General features: G+C 70.0%; 14 protein-coding genes, 1 pseudogene and 1 riboswitch. Of the genes and pseudogenes, 4 read left to right on the plus strand and 11 right to left on the minus strand.

Going from position 1 to position 15723, the window contains the following annotated elements:
- Positions 1 to 20 precede the first annotated feature (20 nt).
- On the minus strand, positions 21 to 1559 hold the full coding sequence (locus ABIE67_RS09195; RefSeq protein WP_370255799.1) for an amino acid permease: 1539 nt from the start codon (positions 1557 to 1559) through the stop codon (positions 21 to 23).
- Positions 1560 to 1597: 38 nt separating this feature from the next.
- Positions 1598 to 2551 (minus strand): hypothetical protein, encoded by a 954-nt coding sequence (locus ABIE67_RS09200; protein WP_370255800.1) that lies wholly within the window; start codon positions 2549 to 2551, stop codon positions 1598 to 1600.
- 232 nt (positions 2552 to 2783) lie between these two features.
- Between ABIE67_RS09200 and ABIE67_RS09205 the strand changes: the two genes are divergently transcribed.
- Both ABIE67_RS09205 and ABIE67_RS09210 read left to right on the plus strand, forming a co-directional pair.
- Positions 2784 to 3437, plus strand: a complete 654-nt coding sequence (locus ABIE67_RS09205) for a uridine kinase (protein WP_370255801.1) — start codon at positions 2784 to 2786, stop codon at positions 3435 to 3437.
- Positions 3438 to 3874: 437 nt separating this feature from the next.
- Positions 3875 to 5740 carry an AAA family ATPase gene (locus tag ABIE67_RS09210; RefSeq protein WP_370255802.1) on the plus strand — a complete coding sequence of 622 codons (1866 nt, stop codon included), beginning with the start codon at positions 3875 to 3877 and terminating at the stop codon, positions 5738 to 5740.
- A gap of 25 nt (positions 5741 to 5765) precedes the next feature.
- Here the strand turns inward: ABIE67_RS09210 and ABIE67_RS09215 are convergent, their stop codons facing one another.
- From ABIE67_RS09215 to ABIE67_RS09255, 9 genes are all read right to left on the minus strand, one after another.
- Positions 5766 to 6854: a hemolysin family protein gene (locus ABIE67_RS09215; protein ID WP_370255803.1), complete on the minus strand. Its 1089-nt coding sequence runs from the start codon at positions 6852 to 6854 to the stop codon at positions 5766 to 5768.
- Positions 6851 to 8176 (minus strand): hemolysin family protein, encoded by a 1326-nt coding sequence (locus ABIE67_RS09220; protein ID WP_370255804.1) that lies wholly within the window; start codon positions 8174 to 8176, stop codon positions 6851 to 6853. The genes ABIE67_RS09215 and ABIE67_RS09220 overlap by 4 nt, the downstream gene beginning before the upstream one ends.
- Before the next feature lie 223 nt (positions 8177 to 8399).
- Complete coding sequence (locus ABIE67_RS09225; protein ID WP_370255805.1) at positions 8400 to 8858, minus strand: PH domain-containing protein; 459 nt, start codon at positions 8856 to 8858, stop codon at positions 8400 to 8402.
- Positions 8859 to 8877: 19 nt separating this feature from the next.
- Positions 8878 to 9726 carry an ATP phosphoribosyltransferase gene (gene hisG / locus ABIE67_RS09230; RefSeq protein ID WP_370255806.1) on the minus strand — a complete coding sequence of 283 codons (849 nt, stop codon included), beginning with the start codon at positions 9724 to 9726 and terminating at the stop codon, positions 8878 to 8880.
- 50 nt (positions 9727 to 9776) lie between these two features.
- On the minus strand, positions 9777 to 10049 hold the full coding sequence (locus ABIE67_RS09235; protein WP_031486114.1) for a phosphoribosyl-ATP diphosphatase: 273 nt from the start codon (positions 10047 to 10049) through the stop codon (positions 9777 to 9779).
- Between the two features lie 34 nt (positions 10050 to 10083).
- On the minus strand, positions 10084 to 10569 hold the full coding sequence (ribH, locus tag ABIE67_RS09240) for a 6,7-dimethyl-8-ribityllumazine synthase (protein WP_003988915.1): 486 nt from the start codon (positions 10567 to 10569) through the stop codon (positions 10084 to 10086).
- Positions 10570 to 10593: 24 nt separating this feature from the next.
- Complete coding sequence (gene ribA / locus ABIE67_RS09245; RefSeq protein WP_370255807.1) at positions 10594 to 11976, minus strand: GTP cyclohydrolase II; 1383 nt, start codon at positions 11974 to 11976, stop codon at positions 10594 to 10596.
- A complete protein-coding gene (locus tag ABIE67_RS09250) occupies positions 11973 to 12614 on the minus strand; it encodes a nicotinamide riboside transporter PnuC (RefSeq protein WP_370255808.1) in 642 nt (213 codons plus the stop codon). Before ABIE67_RS09250 ends, ribA begins: the two co-directional genes overlap by 4 nt.
- The gene (locus tag ABIE67_RS09255; protein WP_370255809.1) at positions 12611 to 13258 is read right to left on the minus strand and encodes a riboflavin synthase; all 648 of its coding nucleotides are present in this window, start codon (positions 13256 to 13258) and stop codon (positions 12611 to 12613) included. The genes ABIE67_RS09250 and ABIE67_RS09255 overlap by 4 nt, the downstream gene beginning before the upstream one ends.
- A 146-nt stretch (positions 13259 to 13404) precedes the next feature.
- Positions 13405 to 13535: riboswitch (FMN riboswitch) on the minus strand.
- Positions 13536 to 13721: 186 nt separating this feature from the next.
- On the opposite strand from ABIE67_RS09255, the pseudogene ABIE67_RS09260 reads away from it, so the two are divergent.
- Positions 13722 to 14192 (plus strand): annotated as a pseudogene (locus tag ABIE67_RS09260) (glycosyl hydrolase family 18 protein); the annotation flags it as partial.
- A gap of 120 nt (positions 14193 to 14312) precedes the next feature.
- On the plus strand, positions 14313 to 15710 hold the full coding sequence (locus ABIE67_RS09265; protein WP_370251787.1) for an IS1380 family transposase: 1398 nt from the start codon (positions 14313 to 14315) through the stop codon (positions 15708 to 15710).
- The last annotated feature ends 13 nt before the right edge of the window (positions 15711 to 15723 follow it).

The raw sequence follows: 15723 nt of genomic DNA on the forward strand, positions 1-15723 counted from the left end.
CCGGGAGGGGTGACGCGACGTCAGACGAGATCCATCGCCGCGACCTCATCCGGACGGCCGTAGCTGACCGGACCGTGGAAGCGGCGGCGGGCGGTGGTGAACCACCACACCGTGGCCACGGCCAGGACTCCGGCCAGGGCGACCGGTGCGTAGTTGAAGGTGTCGACGGTGACCGGTGAGGCGTGCGGCAGCATGAACAGGACGCTGCTGAGCAGGATCCAGGTCACCGCTACGACCCCGACCGGTCGTCCCCAGCGGCCCAGGTGCCAGGGCCCCGGTTGGAACTCGTCCCCGAGTCGCAGCCGGAGCAGGATCGGGACGGCGTACGCGAGGAACAGTCCGACGACATTGACGCTGACGATGGCGGTGAACGCCGTGTGCGACCACCAGCCGGGGAGCACCAGCGCCAGCGAGCAGGCGACCGCCAGCCACACCGCCTTGACGGGCGTGCGGGTGCGCGGCGAGACCGAGTGCCACCAGCGGGAACCGGGCATCGCGCCGTCCCGGGAGAAGGCGAAGATCTGCCGGGTGTTGCTGGTGAGATTGGCGAGGCCGCAGAAGAGCATGGCGCCGATCACGATCAGCAGCAGTGCCTTCGCGGTGCCCGTGCCGAGCCCGTCGATCAGGATCTGCACGGGCGGTGCGTCGGCGCCCGCCACCCGGTCGTAGTCACGAATGCTGTAGACCAATGCGAGCATCAGCAGCAGTCCCGCTATCGCCGAGTAAGCGATCGCCCTGGTGATCCCCCGTGGCGCATTGACCGTCGCCCGGACCGTTTCCTCGGACATGTGGAAGCTGCCGTCGAAGCCGGTGAAGGTCCAGCTGGTGACCAGCAGACCGAGCATCCCGCCGTAAAGGCCGCTCGTGAAACCGGTGTTGTTCGCGAAATGCGTGACGAACGAAGCCGACTGATGATGATCGGGCATGACCATCAAGGCGCTCACGATGATCACGAGTCCGCTCAGCAGCCACCACACGGAGATCCGGTTGAGTACGGCCACCAGGTGCACGGTGTAGGTGTTGGCGAGCCCCTGCAACACGATGATCAGCGCTGTGATCAGCACCGTTCGGTGCCCGGTCGGCTCGTACGAGGGCCACTGCAGGGTGATGAAGGCCTGGAGGAAGGTGGCGGCGGCGTATCCGGTGGCGGCCGTGCCACCGACCTGGCCCACGAAGTTCAGCCAGCCGGTGTACCAGGACCACGCACCCTTGTGCCGCTTGGCGAGCTTTCCGGCGGAGAAATACAGCGCACCGCTCGTCGGATAGGCGGAGGCGACCTCCGCCATCGATGCTCCCACGAAGAGCACCATGACGGAGACGCCGATCCAACCGAAGACGAGAATCATCGGACCGCCCGCGTTCAGACCGAATCCGAAACCCGAGAAGATACCCGAGATGATGTTGATGATGGTGAAGGAGATGGCGAAATTGTCGAATGCCTGAAAGCGGCGGGTGAGTTTTCTCGGATAACCCATCGCATGCAGGGCCGCGTCGTCGTCGAGCGCGATCGGATCCGCTCCCCCGCGTGCTCGGGCACGCGGGGATATCCGTCGTGACACGGTCGGACCTTTCTCTTGGTGGGGGGGGTTGCGGTACGTCAGGCACCCGGGACGGGCAGGCCGCAGGCGCGGCGCGCCCGGGACAGCTGCTCGGCCGGGTCGCCGAAGACGGACCAGGGCATGCGCGAGGCGTAGGGCCCCATCGCCGTGAAGGCGGCGCGTGCCTCCTCCTCGCGCCGGGCCATGACCAGGGCGTGCGCGAGGTAGGCCAGGTCGAGGACCGGAGTGAAGGGGTAGTCGGCCACCGCGGGCAGCCAGTTCTGGTGGATCGCCAGCGAGGTCGAGCGCCACTGCGGCTGCTCCCAGACCCGGTCGGCGAGCAGTTGGGTCGGGTCGTAGCACTCCACCAGGGCGACCAGCGGCAGCAGGCGCAGCGGTGAGTCGGCGGGCGCCCGCTGGCCGAGGAAGGCGGCGACGTCCCAGGCGGCGGTCACGGAGCCGCCGTACCGGGTGAAGAAGCAGGCCAGGAAGCGGTGGTGGGCCTCGCGGTGCCAGGGGTCGAGCGAGAGGATGTGCGCGAACAGGCGCCATGGTCCGTCCGGTGCCGTGAGCAGCCCGCGCGGTGCCTGGTCGCGCAGCCGGTGCAGCCGGGCCATCGCCAGTTTGGCCACCCAGGGCGTGGGATCGGCGGGATCCGCTTCGGCGGCCCGGGCACAGGCGGCCAGCGCGATCCGCTCCAGCGCCTCGGTCCGCGTGTCGCGGGCGTCGGCCGCGCGCAGCGCCCGCAGCACGGCCACCCGCGCCCACATCAGCGCCGCCTCGGGGCCGGGTTCCTCGGCCAGCCAGCGCTCGACCAGGTCGGAGTCCGCGGCCTCCGAGGCGAGCACGAGGGAGCGGTGCGCGCGGAGGGCGAAGTCACCGCGGGTTTCGGCCAAGGCGTCGAAAGAGCTCAGATAACGGCCGGCCCGGACATCGACGCATACGCTCGCGAGCACGCGGTCGTCGGCCGCCGGATGCCACACATACTGCCCTTCGAATAACCCCGCGGCCATCTGTCCCAGCCCATCCCCGTTGCGGCGCCTCACAGTTGCACTCCAGGCACCTTACTCAGCGTGCGGCTCAACCGGAACGTAGATTTCACCGGGGTGGCCTGAGTTTTTCGGCGGCCTTGCGGACATCCGGAAGCTAGTTCAAAGTGACACCTTTTCTCATCTGGTTCTCGTGCTCCCGCTCATCCCGCTTCCACAACCGCTTTCACCCCCTACTAGAATGTTCCAAGGAAATATGCCCACCACCCCGTCCCACTTCAGGAAAACGATTCAGAACCTCGCCACCCGGCTCCGCCGCCTCCCGCCGTCCTGCGGCCCGGTCCGCCTGATCGCCGTCGACGGACACGCCGGCTCCGGAAAGTCCACGTTCGCCGGGCAGTTGGCCCGGGCGCTCGGCGACGCCCCGGTGCTGCGCCTCGACGACATCGCGAGCCATGACGCGTTGTTCGCGTGGACCGGGCGTCTGCTGGCCCAGGTGATCGAACCGCTGGCGGGGGGCGAGACCGCCCACTACACCCCCTACGACTGGCGGGCCCGCCACTTCGGCCCGCCCCTCGCCGTTCCGCCCGCCCCGGTGATCGTCGTCGAGGGCGTCGGTGCCGGGCGTCGCGCGCTGCGCCCGTACCTCGCCCAGCTGCTGTGGATGGAGCTGCCGCGCGAGGAGTCCTGGACGCGGGGTCGCTCGCGGGACGGGGAGGAGCAGCGGGAGTTCTGGGACGGGTGGGTCGAGGCGGAGCTGAGGCACTTCGCCGAGGACCCGTCCCGGCCCTTCGCCGACCTTCTGGTTCGGCAGTGCGGCAAGGGATATGAGGTGATTTCTGGGCCTGCCGGGACCTTTGGACCGGACCAGACCGTCACGCACGGTGACGATCCATCGGCAATGTGCTGAACTTGTGAAGAGCCCCTTCGGGCAAGTTCGCGGAGTGCCTCAACTCTGCTTGACCGGGGGGCCGTACAGGACTTACGTTCTCAATGTGCGGCTATTCGAAGCCGCCCCCAGACGCGAAGCCCCCGGTTGTTCCCCCGTGATCGGGGGCTTCGTTCTGCCCTGACCCCTTTTTTCGGGCGCCGAGAGACGCGATTCGCTCACCCTCGGTCACCGAGCGCGCTCCGCCCGATCTGCTCCCACCTCGCCAAACGGCCGGTGCGGCACCCTGGGGCGGGCGACACCCGCGCAGGTACGATGCCCTCGGTGCGACCTACGGACGGCTGCTCCGCGCACCGTTGCAACTCCGGTCCGCGGCACGGTGGTTCGATCGATCCGATCAACGCGGCCGAGGGGCGGGCACCGGCCAACCGACGGGGGCACGGTTTGTGGGGGACGTGATGGACTTCGGCACGCAGGGCCCCGAGGCCCCGGCCGACCTCGCCTGGTTGCGAGGTGTGGATGCCTACACGATGGGGGCCTATCCGCAGGCGGAGGAGGAGTTCCGCACCGCGGTACGGATCGATCCCGGGATGGCCGACGGCTGGCTCGGTCTGCACGCGCTGCGCGTCGACACGACGACCGCGCTGCTGCGGATGTTCCGGCACCGGGAGCGCTTCGGGGAACAGCGCGCCCGGCATCGGCGGACCATCAACTCCTGGTACTGGCTGGGCTGGTGGGTGCAGCCGGTGCTGGAGAGCCCGCGCGATCTGCTGCTGGCGCACGCCTCGCACTGGCTGGACGGCCGGCACGTGCCGGAGCTGGACCGGGCGCTGGCCGGGCTCCCGCCCGTGGACACCGACCACCAGGTCCGTTTTCTGCACGCCTGCCGCGCCTATCTGATCAAGGACTGGGAGCAGCTCGTACGGCACACCGACCCGCTGCTCGACGACCCGCTGCTCGGCATCGAGGCGGGCCTGTTCGGCGGCATGGCGCGGGTACGGCTGGAGATGTACGGGCAGGCCGAGCCGCTGCTGTCGGCCGCGCTGATGCGGTGCCGCAGTGAGCAGCCGCAGCGCAAGGAGCTGCGCTACTGGCTGGCGCGGGCGCACGAGGGCACGGGCCGTTCCGCCGCCGCGCTCCCCCTCTACCGCGCGGTGCACCGCGTCGACCCCTCCTTCATGGACACCTCGGCCCGGCTCGCGGCCATCGCCGAGGGCGACGGATACGACGACACCGCCGACCTCGCGGCGATCACGCTCACCGGCTTCGGCGGGGACGTGGCCGACGGGCCCGACGGCCTCGACCCGCTCTTCGGTATCGAGGGACGGGACCTGAAGCTGTCGGACCCGGACCTGCCGCCGGCCGGTCCGCTGCCGTCGGTGATCGATCCGACGGTCCGCGAGAAGACCGCCGTGTCGTCGCAGCCGCTGCCCGCCGGGCCGACCGATCCCCGGTTACTCGAGGAGGCGCTCGCCGAGCTCGAGCGCATGGTGGGCCTGGAGCCCGTCAAGCGCCAGGTGAAGGCGCTGTCCGCCCAGTTGAACATGGCCCGGCTGCGCGCCGGGCAGGGCCTGCCGGTGCAGCCGCCCAAACGGCATTTCGTCTTCTCCGGCCCCTCCGGCACCGGCAAGACCACGGTCGCCCGCATTCTGGGCCGCGTCTTCTACGCCCTCGGGCTCCTCGGCGGCGACCACCTCGTGGAGGCCCAGCGGGCCGATCTGGTCGGCGAGTATCTGGGCCAGACGGCGGTGAAGGCCAACGAGCTCATCGACTCCGCGCTCGGTGGGGTCCTCTTCGTCGACGAGGCCTACTCCCTCTCCAACTCCGGCTACGGCAAGGGCGACGCGTACGGCGACGAGGCCCTGCAGGTGCTGCTGAAGCGCGCCGAGGACAACCGGGACCACCTGGTGGTGATCCTCGCCGGCTACCCGGAGGGCATGGACCGCCTGCTGGCCGCGAACCCCGGCCTGTCCTCACGCTTCACGACCCGCGTCGACTTCCCCTCGTACCGCCCCCTCGAACTGACCTCGATCGGCGAGGTGCTCGCCACGGAGAACGGGGACGTCTGGGACGAGGAGACCCTGGACGAGCTGCGCTCCATCGCCGGGCATGTCGTCGACCAGGGGTGGATCGACGAGCTGGGCAACGGGCGGTTCCTGCGGACGCTGTACGAGAAGAGCTGCGCGTACCGGGATCTGCGCCTGTCGACCTATCCGGGGGCGTTGACGAGGGACGACTTGTCGACGCTTCGGTTGCCGGATCTGATGCAGGCATATGGGGAAGTGCTGTCGGGGAGGGGCCCGCAGGATCCGTCCGCCATGTGAGGCGGGCGCACCCTGCGGGCGCCGTCTAGCCGGCCAGCGCCCCCTCCGGCTCCCCGCTGCTCAGCCGTGGGGACGTGACCCGTACCTCCGGCAGTTCCCGGTGGGCCGGGTCCCGGACCTCGCCGACCAGGAGTTCCAGTACGTCCTCCAGGGCGACGAGGCCGAGGACCTTGCCTGAGGCGTCGGCCACCTGGGCGAGGTGGGTCGCGGCGCGGCGCATGACCGTGAGGGCGTCGTCCAGGGGGAGCTCCGAGCGCAGGGTCGTCATCGGCCGCCAGATGTGCTGCGGCACCGCGCGTTCCGACTCCTCCAGGTCCAGTACGTCCTTCACGTGCAGGTAGCCCATGAAGGCGCCGGTCTCCGCCGCCACCGGGAAGCGGGAGTAGCCGGTGCGGGCGGTGAGCGCGACGATCTGGCCGGGGGTGACCGAGGGGCTGACCGTGACCAGGGACTCGCGCTTCAGCAGGACGTCCGTCACCGGGCGGGAGCCCAGTTCCAGGGCGTCCCCCAAACGTTCCTGCTCCTCCGGGTCGAGCAGGCCGGCCTGGCCGGAGTCCTCGACGAGGCGGTTGAGCTGCTCGCTCGTGAACACCGCCTCGACCTCGTCCTTCGGCTCGACGCGGAAGAGCCGCAGGATGGCCTGCGCGACGGCGCCGAGGGCCACGGTGATCGGCCGGCAGAAGCGGGCGAAGTAGACCAGGCCCGGGCTGAGCCAGAGCGCGACCTTCTCCGGCGCCGCCATCGCGAGGTTCTTCGGCAGCATCTCGCCGATGACCAGGTGGGCGAAGACCACCGCGGCGAGCGCGATGACATAGGTGAGCGGGTGGATCATGCCGTGCGGCAGGTGGATCCACTCGAACACCGGCTCCAGCAGGTGCGCCACCGTCGGTTCGGCGACCGCTCCGAGCGTCAGCGAGCAGACGGTGATGCCGAACTGGGCCGCCGCCATCATCTGCGGCAGCCGCTCCAGGCCGTACAGGACCTGACGGGCCCGTGCCGTGCCCAGCGGTTCGATCTGGCTGCGCCGGACCGAGACCAGCGCGAACTCGGCGCCGACGAAGAAGCCGTTGGCGAGCACGAGCAGCGCGGCGAAGAGGAGTTGGAGCACGCTCATCGGGCGACCTCCACCACGGCTCCGGTCCGGACCAGCCGAACGCGCTCGGCGCGGTAGTGACCGACCCGGCGCACCGACAGCCGCCAGCCCGGCAGCTCCGCCTTGTCGCCGACGGCCGGGATCCGGCCGAGCAGATCGGCGACCAGGCCCGCTACGGTCTCGTACGGACCCTCCGGCACGTCGAGACCTATGCGCTGGAGGATGTCGACCCGGCAGCTGCCGTCGGCGTCCCAGGCGGGCCGGCCGTCCTCGGGCGGGGCGGCGGCGAGTTCGGGCAGGTCCTGGCCGTCGTGCTCGTCGCGGACCTCGCCGACGATCTCCTCGACGATGTCCTCCAGGGTGACCACGCCGGCCGTGCCGCCGTACTCGTCGACGACGACGGCGATGGGCTGCTCGCTGCGGAGCTGGGCGAGGAGGGGCTGGACCGGCAGGGTCTCGGGGACCAGCAGCGCCGGGCGGGCGATTCGGCCGACCGGGGTGCGCAGACGTTCACTCGAACGGACCGCCAGCGCGTCCTTCAGATGGGCCATGCCGACGATCTCGTCGATCTTCTCCCGGTAGACCGGGAAGCGGGACAGACCGGTGGCGCGGGTCAGGTTCACCACGTCCTCGGCCGTCGCCGACGACTGCAGCGCGCTGACCTTCACACGCGGGGTCATCACGTGCTGCGCGGTGAGCTCGCCGAGCGACAGGGTCCGTACGAAGAGATCCGCGGTGTCCTGTTCCAGGGCGCCGGCCTGGGCGGAGTGGCGGGCCAGGGAGACGAGTTCGCCGGGGGTGCGGGCGGAGGCCAGCCCCTCGGCGGGCTCGATGCCCATGGCGCGCACGAGGCGGTTGGCGACGGAGTTCAGTCCGGCGATCACGGGGCGGAACAGGCGCGCGAACACATGCTGCGGGCCGGCGACGAAGCGCGCGACCTGCATCGGCCGGGACACCGCCCAGTTCTTCGGCACGAGCTCGCCGATCACCATCTGCACGGCCGAGGCCAGCAGCATGCCGACGACCACGGCCACACCGGACACCGCGCCCTCGGGGATGCCGATCGCCGTGAACGGGCCGCCGAGCAGCTCGGCGAGTGCCGGTTCGGCGAGCATGCCGACGACGAGGGAGGTGATGGTGATGCCGAGCTGGGTGCCGGAGAGCTGGAAGGACAGTTCCTTCAGCGACTCGACGACCCGGTGGGCCCGTCGGTCGCCCTCGGCGGCGGCCTTCTCGGCGTCCGTCGTCTCGACGGTGACCAGGCCGAACTCGGCGGCCACGAAGAAGCCGTTGGCGAGGATCAGGAGGAACGCGGCTGCCAGAAGCAGCAAGGGGATGCTCATGATGCCGCCGCCCCGGTATCTCGGGAGGGGGCGGCGCAGGTACTACAGGACGATCCGTCCATCGCTGGAGGGAATCACTCCTCGGGTTGCAGGGGGCCTCTGAGGACTGGCTGGGACATCAAAGGCGGAGGCGTCGGAAAACGCCTCCGCCAACAGATTAATCAAGACATGGCGATTTACGTCAGGGTGAATGCTGCCCCAGTGAGCCCCGTGGCCCCCTGGGTCAGCCCTGATGCTCCTCCGGATCCCTGATGGCACGGGCCTCGGCGAGCGCCCGCAGTGCACGCGCGTCGGCGATGGCCCGCTGCTTGGCGATACCCGGCTGGATGCCGAGCGCGGGCAGGCTGGTGCCGTCGCTGAGGTTGAGGAACACCCAGGGGTCGCCCGGGCGGAGGTTGACCTGGACGATCTCGGCCCACTCCAGACGGCGCCTGCTGGCGATGTTCACCACGGTGACGCCGGACTCGTCGACGACCACCTTCACGCGCGCCAGCATGGCCAGCACGCCGAACATCAGGGCGCCGGTGAGGATGAAGCTGAGGCGCTCGCCCGGGCCGAGCTTCTCCAGCAGCAGCGCGACCGCCGTGATGACGACGAAGATCGCGGCGCCGGCCGAGAGCAGGACGGCCCGGGTGCGGCCCGGCCGGAACGTGACGGGCAGGGTGGGCAGTTCGGAGGACATCGGTGTACGGCCCCTCGGGTCAGAGGCGGCAGGCGTGGATGGCCGTGGTCAGGATGGCCCGCGCGCCGATGTCGTACAGGTCGTCCATGATGCGCTGGGCCTCCTTGGCCGGAACCATGGCCCGGACGGCGACCCAGCCCTCGTTGTGCAGCGGCGAGACGGTCGGGGACTCCAGGCCGGGCGTGAGGGCGACGGCCTTCTCGAGCTGCTCGACGCGGCAGTCGTAGTCCATCATCACGTAGGTCCGGGCGACCAGGACGCCCTGGAGGCGGCGCAGGAACTGCTGGACCTTGGGCTCCTCGCCGTCCGCGCCGGTGCGGCGGATGACGACGGCCTCGGACTTCATGATGGGCTCGCCGAAGACCTCCAGGCCCGCGTTGCGCAGGGAGGTGCCGGTCTCGACGACGTCGGCGATGACCTCGGCGACACCGAGCTCGATGGCGGTCTCGACAGCGCCGTCGAGGTGGACGACGGCGGCGTCGATGCCCCGGTCGGCCAGGTGACCGGCGACGATGCCCTCGTAGGAGGTGGCGACCGTCTTGCCCTTGAGGTCCTCGACGCCGTTCGCCGTGCCCGGCTTGGCGGCGAAGCGGAAGGTGGAGCGGGCGAAGCCGAGCGGCAGGATCTCCTCGGCGTCGGCGGCGGAGTCGATCAGCAGGTCCCGGCCGGTGATGCCGATGTCGAGCTTGCCGGAGGACACGTAGATCGCGATGTCGCGGGGACGGAGGTAGAAGAACTCAACCTCGTTCACCGGGTCGACGATCCGCAGTTCCTTGGACTCACGGCGCTGCTGGTAGCCGGCCTCATGCAGCATCTCCGCCGCAGGTCCGGACAGGGAACCCTTGTTGGGGACGGCGATGCGCAGCATGAGGTCGGCTTCCTTCTTCTCGCTCTTACGGTGTGCGGATCTGCTGATGCTCAGAGGTGGGCGTACACGTCGTCCAGGGAGATGCCGCGAGCGACCATCATCACCTGGACGTGGTACAGCAGCTGCGAGATCTCCTCGGCCGCCGCTTCCTTGCCCTCGTACTCGGCGGCCATCCAGACCTCGGCGGCCTCCTCGACGACCTTCTTGCCGATGGCATGGACGCCCTTGCCGACCAGTTCCGCGGTGCGGGAGGTGGCGGGGTCGCCGTTTGCGGCCTTGTGCTGGAGCTCGGTGAAGAGCTCCTCGAACGTCTTCTTGGACATGGTGGCGCCCACTTTACGCGTAGTGCCGGTCCACCTAGCGCCACGGTTCAGATACTGAGCGGAGGGTGGCGGCGGTGGCCACCGCCGCGGTCACCGCCTCGTGCCCCTTGTCCTCGTTGGAGCCCTCGATGCCCGCCCGGTCCAGGGCCTGCTCCTCGGTGTCACAGGTCAGCACGCCGAAGCCGACGGGGACCCCGGTCTCGACGGAGACCTGGGTCAGGCCCTGGGTCACGCCCTGGCACACGTACTCGAAGTGGGGAGTGCCGCCTCGGATGACGACGCCGAGGGCCACGATGGCGTCGTAGCCGCGGCCCGCGAGGACCTTGGCGACCACCGGGAGCTCCCAGCTGCCGGGGACCCTCAGCAGGGTCGGCTCGTCGATTCCCAGGTCGTGCAGGGCGCGCAGCGCGCCGTCCACCAGACCGTCCATCACCTTCTCGTGCCACTGCGCCGCGATGACCGCGACCCGCAGGTCGCCCACATTGCGTACGGACAGCTCCGGTGCGCCCTTGCCGCTCACGTCTTGCGTCTCCTCGGTGTGCTCTTACTGGTTGGTGCAGGTGGACAGGGCGGCCGGGGCCCCGGGAGCCGGGTCCAGCCAGGGCAGGTCGTGCCCCATCCGGTCGCGCTTGGTGCGCAGGTACGTCAGGTTGTGCTCGCCCGCCTGTACGGGCATCGGCTCCCGCTCGGTGACCTTGAGCCCGTGGCCGGTGAGCGCGTCGGTCTTGTCGGGGTTGTTGGTCAGCAGGCGCACGCTGTGCACGCCCAGGTCGACCAGGATCTGCGCGCCGGCGCCGTAGTCGCGGGCGTCGGCGGGCAGGCCGAGTTCCAGGTTGGCGTCGAGGGTGTCGCGGCCGCGCTCCTGGAGTTCGTAGGCGCGCAGCTTGGACATCAGGCCGATGCCCCGGCCCTCGTGTCCGCGCAGGTAGACGACGATTCCCCGGCCCTCGGCCTGGATGCGCTCCAGGGCCGCCTCCAGCTGGGGGCCGCAGTCGCAGCGCAGGGAGTGGAAGACGTCGCCGGTGAGGCACTCGGAGTGGACCCGGACGACGACGTCCTCGCCGTCGCCGATCTCGCCGTGGACGAGGGCGACATGCTCGACGCCGTCGACGGTGGAGCGGTAGCCGTACGCGGTGAAGGCGCCGTGGGCGGTGGGCAGGTGGACCTCGGCCTCGCGGCGGACGGCCGGCTGGGCGGGCAGCCGCTGCTCCGAGAGGGCCGGTCGCTGCTCGGCGGGGGTCGGCTCCTGCTCGGCCGGCTTCGGGTGCTCGGCGCCACGGCGGTAGGCGATCAGGTCCTCGATGGAGACGATCGTCAGGCCGTGCTTGCGGGCGAACGGGATCAGCTCGGGCAGCCGCAGCATCTCGCCGTCCTCGCCGGCGATCTCGACGATGGCGCCGGCCGGGCGCAGCCCCGCGAGGCGGGCGAGGTCGACGGCGGCCTCGGTGTGGCCGTTGCGGACGAGGACGCCGCCGGGCCGGGCGCGCAGCGGGAAGATGTGGCCGGGGCGGACGAAGTCCGAGGCCTCCGCGCTGCCGCTCGCGAGGAGCTGGAGCGTGGTCGCCCGGTCGGAGGCCGAGATGCCGGTGGTCACGCCGTGTGCGCCCGAGGCGTCCACGGAGACGGTGAACGCGGTCTTCATGGACTCGGTGTTGTCCTCGACCATCTGCGGAAGCCCCAGCCGCTCCAGTTCGTCGGGCTCCATGGGGGCGCAGATCAGGCCGCGGCACTCGCTCATCATGAAGGCGACGATCTCGGGGGTCGCGTGCTCGGCGGCGATGACGAGGTCGCCCTCGTTCTCGCGGTCCTCGTCGTCGACGACCACGACCGGGCGGCCGGCCGCGATGTCGGCGATGGCCTGCTCGATCGGGTCGAGGCGGAGGTCCTCGAAAGCCTCGGTGCGGTACAGGGTCGGTGCCGTGGTCATGCCGGCGCTCCTTCCAGGACGGGCCGCGCGTTCCTGCGGGAGCGCAGCCACCAGTCGCGCATGCCCCACAGGACGAGTGCGCCGTAGATGACGTAGACGAAGCCGGAGAAGGCGTAGCCGTTGGCGAAGTTGAGGGGCACGCCGACCAGGTCGACGAGGAGCCAGGCGAACCAGAACTCGACCATGCCGCGCGCCTGGGCGTACATGGCGACGACGGTGCCGACGAAGATGTAGGCGTCGGGCCAGGGGTCCCAGGACAGGGTCGGGTACGCCTTGAAGAGCAGCGCCACCGCGACGGTGCCGGCGGCGGCCGCCGCGACCATCGCGCCGCGCTCGCGCCAGGTGGCGAACCGTACGGCGATGTGGCCGTCCTCCGTCTCGCCCTTGCCGCGCTGCCACTGCCACCAGCCGAAGAGGGCGACGACCATGACGACCGCCTGCTTGCCCGCGCTGCCGGTGAGGTGCCCGAAGAAGGCGCCGAAGAGGATCAGGCCGGCCAGGAACTGCACGGGCCAGGTCCAGATGGACCGCCGCCAGCCGAGGGCGAGGGCGGCCAGGCCGAAGAGGTTGCCGACCATGTCCGACCAGAGGATGTGCTGGCCGAAGAGGGTGAACGCCTCGGAGTTCAGCGAGTTCACTTGGCCGTCGCCCCTTCGGAGGAGAGCCGGTCGGAGGAGACCTGGTCGGAGGAGAGCCGGTCGCCCAGCATCCGCTCGACGTACTTGGCGATGACGTCGACCTCGAGGTTGACCGGGTCGCCGGGCTGCTTCAGGCCGAGCGTGGTCAGGTCGAGGGTGGTGGGGATGAGGCTGACGGTGAAGTAGTCGGGCCCGGCGTCGACGACGGTGAGGCTGATGCCGTCGACGGTGATGGAGCCCTTCTCGACGACGTACCGGGAGAGGTCCGCGGGGAGCGAGACCTTGACGATCTCCCAGTTCTCGGAGGGCTTGCGCTCCAGCACCTCGCCGGTGCCGTCGACATGGCCCTGCACGATGTGTCCGCCGAGGCGTGCGCCCACGGCGGTGGGGCGCTCCAGGTTGACGCGGGAGCCGACGGTGAGGACGCCCAGGCTGGAGCGGTTCAGGGTCTCGGCCATGACGTCGGCGGTGAACTCGTCGCCCTCGTGGTCGACGACCGTGAGGCAGACGCCGTTGACCGCGATCGAGTCGCCGTGCTTCGCGCCTTCGGTGACGACGGGGCCGCGCAGTCGGAAGCGACAGGCGTCGTCGAGGCTCTCGACAGCCGTGACGTGGCCCAGCTCTTCGACGATTCCGGTGAACACTTCCCGGGTCCTCCTGCCTCATTCGGGCACGGACTCCGGGGCTGTCGATGACGACAGAATGTACGAGCGGGAACACCGAGGGCGACGCCGGACAGGGCTCGCCTCAACGACGAACCGGTACGGCGGCGCGCACGAATGCCCGCCCGCCGCGCACTGCCTCCCATCCGGACTTTAACCGTCGGTCCAGGAATTTCACCTGGTCAACCGGCCGCTGGAGGCGACCGGGTCGCGGACTGTAACCGCCGGTTCGGACTTTCACCGACCCCGGAGTGCGCTGCTTCTGGTACAGAGCCAGTCTGCCACGCCTGATCGGCGTCCATACGGACGAATGCTGTGGGGTGGCTCACAGGCCGCATGGCTGGACTTCTCCGTTCCGGGATTGGTCCGGGATTGGTCCATACCTATTGACTCACTGGTCTAGTCCTCCCTAGGGTCTGCGCAACTTCCGTGGAGAGGAACCGACTTGCTGTCCCCCTCACGCAACCGAGCTTCACGCAAGCGAGCGAGACCCGCCCTGCTCGCCGCCCTCGGCACGATCGCCGGCCTGGTCCTGGCCGGCCTCCCCGCGACCGTCTCCCACGCCGCCGACCAGGAGACCTGTCGCCCCGACGGCCTCTACCGGACTCCCGGCGTGGACGTCCCCTACTGCTCGGTCTACGACTCGGCCGGCCGGGAGAAGATGGGCGCCGACCACCAGCGCCGGGTGATCGGCTACTTCACCGGCTGGCGCACCGGCAAGGACGGCACGCCCGCCTACCTCGCCCCGGACATCCCGTGGGACAAGGTCACCCACCTCAACTACGCCTTCGCGCACATCGACGGCAGCAACAGGATCTCCGTCGGCACGGACGGCGCGACGAACCCGGCGACGGGTATGACCTGGCCCGGTGTCAGCGGCGCGGAGATGGACCCGGGATTCTCCTACAAGCCTCACGAATTCATGGCGCCCGGTGTCGCAGTGACAGTCGGTCACATCATGAAGGAAGGGTGCTTCCGACCTGCGATGATTCAGCTTCTCTAGGACTGGATCACGTGCAGGGGAGGCACCCTTCCGGTGTCGAAGCGTACAGAGTGGGCCGATGATCTGTCGCTGTCCGCAAGCGGGAAGAAGCTGGTGGGCAAGGCGGGCATCGTGCCGGTGCGGCGTCTGGCGGACAAGGTCGGGCTGACCGACGCGCTCGGGGCTGCCCTGGTGCGGCGGGGCTTCCGTCCCGTCCATGATCGGGGAACGGTCCTGGTCTCGGCGGCCTGCGCGGTCCTGCTGGGCGCGCGGTCGATGGCCGGGATCGATGTGATGCGCCAGACCTCGCTGGTCCTGGGCAGCCCGGCCTCGGCGTCCACGCTGTGGCGGACCCTGGAGGCGATCGGACCGGTCCAGCTGACGAAGATCGCCTCCGCACGGGCCCGGACCCGTATCCACGTCCACCAGCAGCTCGACCTGCGCCCGGGCGGCTTTCCCTGGATCAAGGTCAACGGGCGGGAGCTGACCGGTGTCACGGTGCTGGACCTGGACGCCTCAGTCGTCCCGGCGCATTCCGGCAAGGAGGGAGCCGAGCCCAACTTCAAGGGATATGGCCACCACCCGCTGTTGATGTTCTGCGACAACACCGAAGAACTCCTGGTCAACCGGCTGCGGCCGGGATCGGCGGGATCCAACACCGCCGATGACCACATCTCGGTGAGTATCGAGGGCCTGCGTCAGCTGCCCACCCGCCGTCGGCGCCGGGTCCTGTTCCGCACCGACGGCGCCGGAGCCACGATGGAGTTCCTCACCTGGATCACCTCCGGCGGCGGCAACGCGGCCAACCGCTGGGAGTACTCCGTCGGCCACACCCGCGACGACGACTTCTGGAAGGCCCTGGCCAAGGTCCCGGCCACCGCGTGGACGCCGGCCCTGGACCACAAGGGCCAGCCGCGCAAGGACGCCGACCTCGTCGAGATCACCGACATGCTCGACCTGACCGGCTGGCCGGAAGGGATGCGGGTGATCGTTCGCCGCGAACCCATCCACCCCAAGTACGAGCGCGAGCTCAAGCCGTACGAGAAGAAGACCGACTACCGCTACCAGGCCATCGCCACCAACACCACCGGCGGGCAACTGCAGTTCCTCGACGCCCGAGCCCGCTCCCACACCCACGTCGAGGCCGGCATCCGACGCGGCAAGGCCCTCTCCCTCAACCTGATGCCCTCCCGCTACTTCAAGGTCAACCAAGCCTGGTGCACCCTCCTCGCCCTGGCCACCGACCTCGCCCGCTGGTTCCAACTCCTGGCCACCGAAGGCAAACTCGCCCGGGCCGAGCCCGCCACTCTGCGCACCCGACTCCTGGACGTCCCCGCGAAACTCGCCGACCACGCCCGAAGACGCGAGCTGAAATTCGACCCCGCCTGGCCCGCATCCACCGACATCGTCGACGCCTGGGGCGCCGTCCAGGCCCTGCCCGCCCCCGGCTGACTGCCACCCCACC

Source organism: Streptomyces sp. V4I8, from assembly GCF_041261225.1.
Taxonomy (GTDB): Bacteria; Actinomycetota; Actinomycetes; order Streptomycetales; family Streptomycetaceae; genus Streptomyces.

Excerpts from the sequence above, each read along its gene's own strand:
- ABIE67_RS09200 (WP_370255800.1), bottom strand. The coding sequence starts at position 2,551 with ATGGCCGCGGGGTTATTCGAAGGGCAGTATGTGTGGCATCCGGCGGCC.
- ABIE67_RS09205 (WP_370255801.1), top strand. The coding sequence starts at position 2,784 with ATGCCCACCACCCCGTCCCACTTCAGGAAAACGATTCAGAACCTCGCC.
- ABIE67_RS09210 (WP_370255802.1), top strand. The coding sequence starts at position 3,875 with ATGGACTTCGGCACGCAGGGCCCCGAGGCCCCGGCCGACCTCGCCTGG.
- ABIE67_RS09215 (WP_370255803.1), bottom strand. The coding sequence starts at position 6,854 with ATGAGCGTGCTCCAACTCCTCTTCGCCGCGCTGCTCGTGCTCGCCAAC.
- ABIE67_RS09220 (WP_370255804.1), bottom strand. The coding sequence starts at position 8,176 with ATGAGCATCCCCTTGCTGCTTCTGGCAGCCGCGTTCCTCCTGATCCTC.
- ABIE67_RS09225 (WP_370255805.1), bottom strand. The coding sequence starts at position 8,858 with ATGTCCTCCGAACTGCCCACCCTGCCCGTCACGTTCCGGCCGGGCCGC.
- hisG (WP_370255806.1), bottom strand. The coding sequence starts at position 9,726 with ATGCTGCGCATCGCCGTCCCCAACAAGGGTTCCCTGTCCGGACCTGCG.
- ABIE67_RS09235 (WP_031486114.1), bottom strand. The coding sequence starts at position 10,049 with ATGTCCAAGAAGACGTTCGAGGAGCTCTTCACCGAGCTCCAGCACAAG.
- ribA (WP_370255807.1), bottom strand. The coding sequence starts at position 11,976 with ATGACCACGGCACCGACCCTGTACCGCACCGAGGCTTTCGAGGACCTC.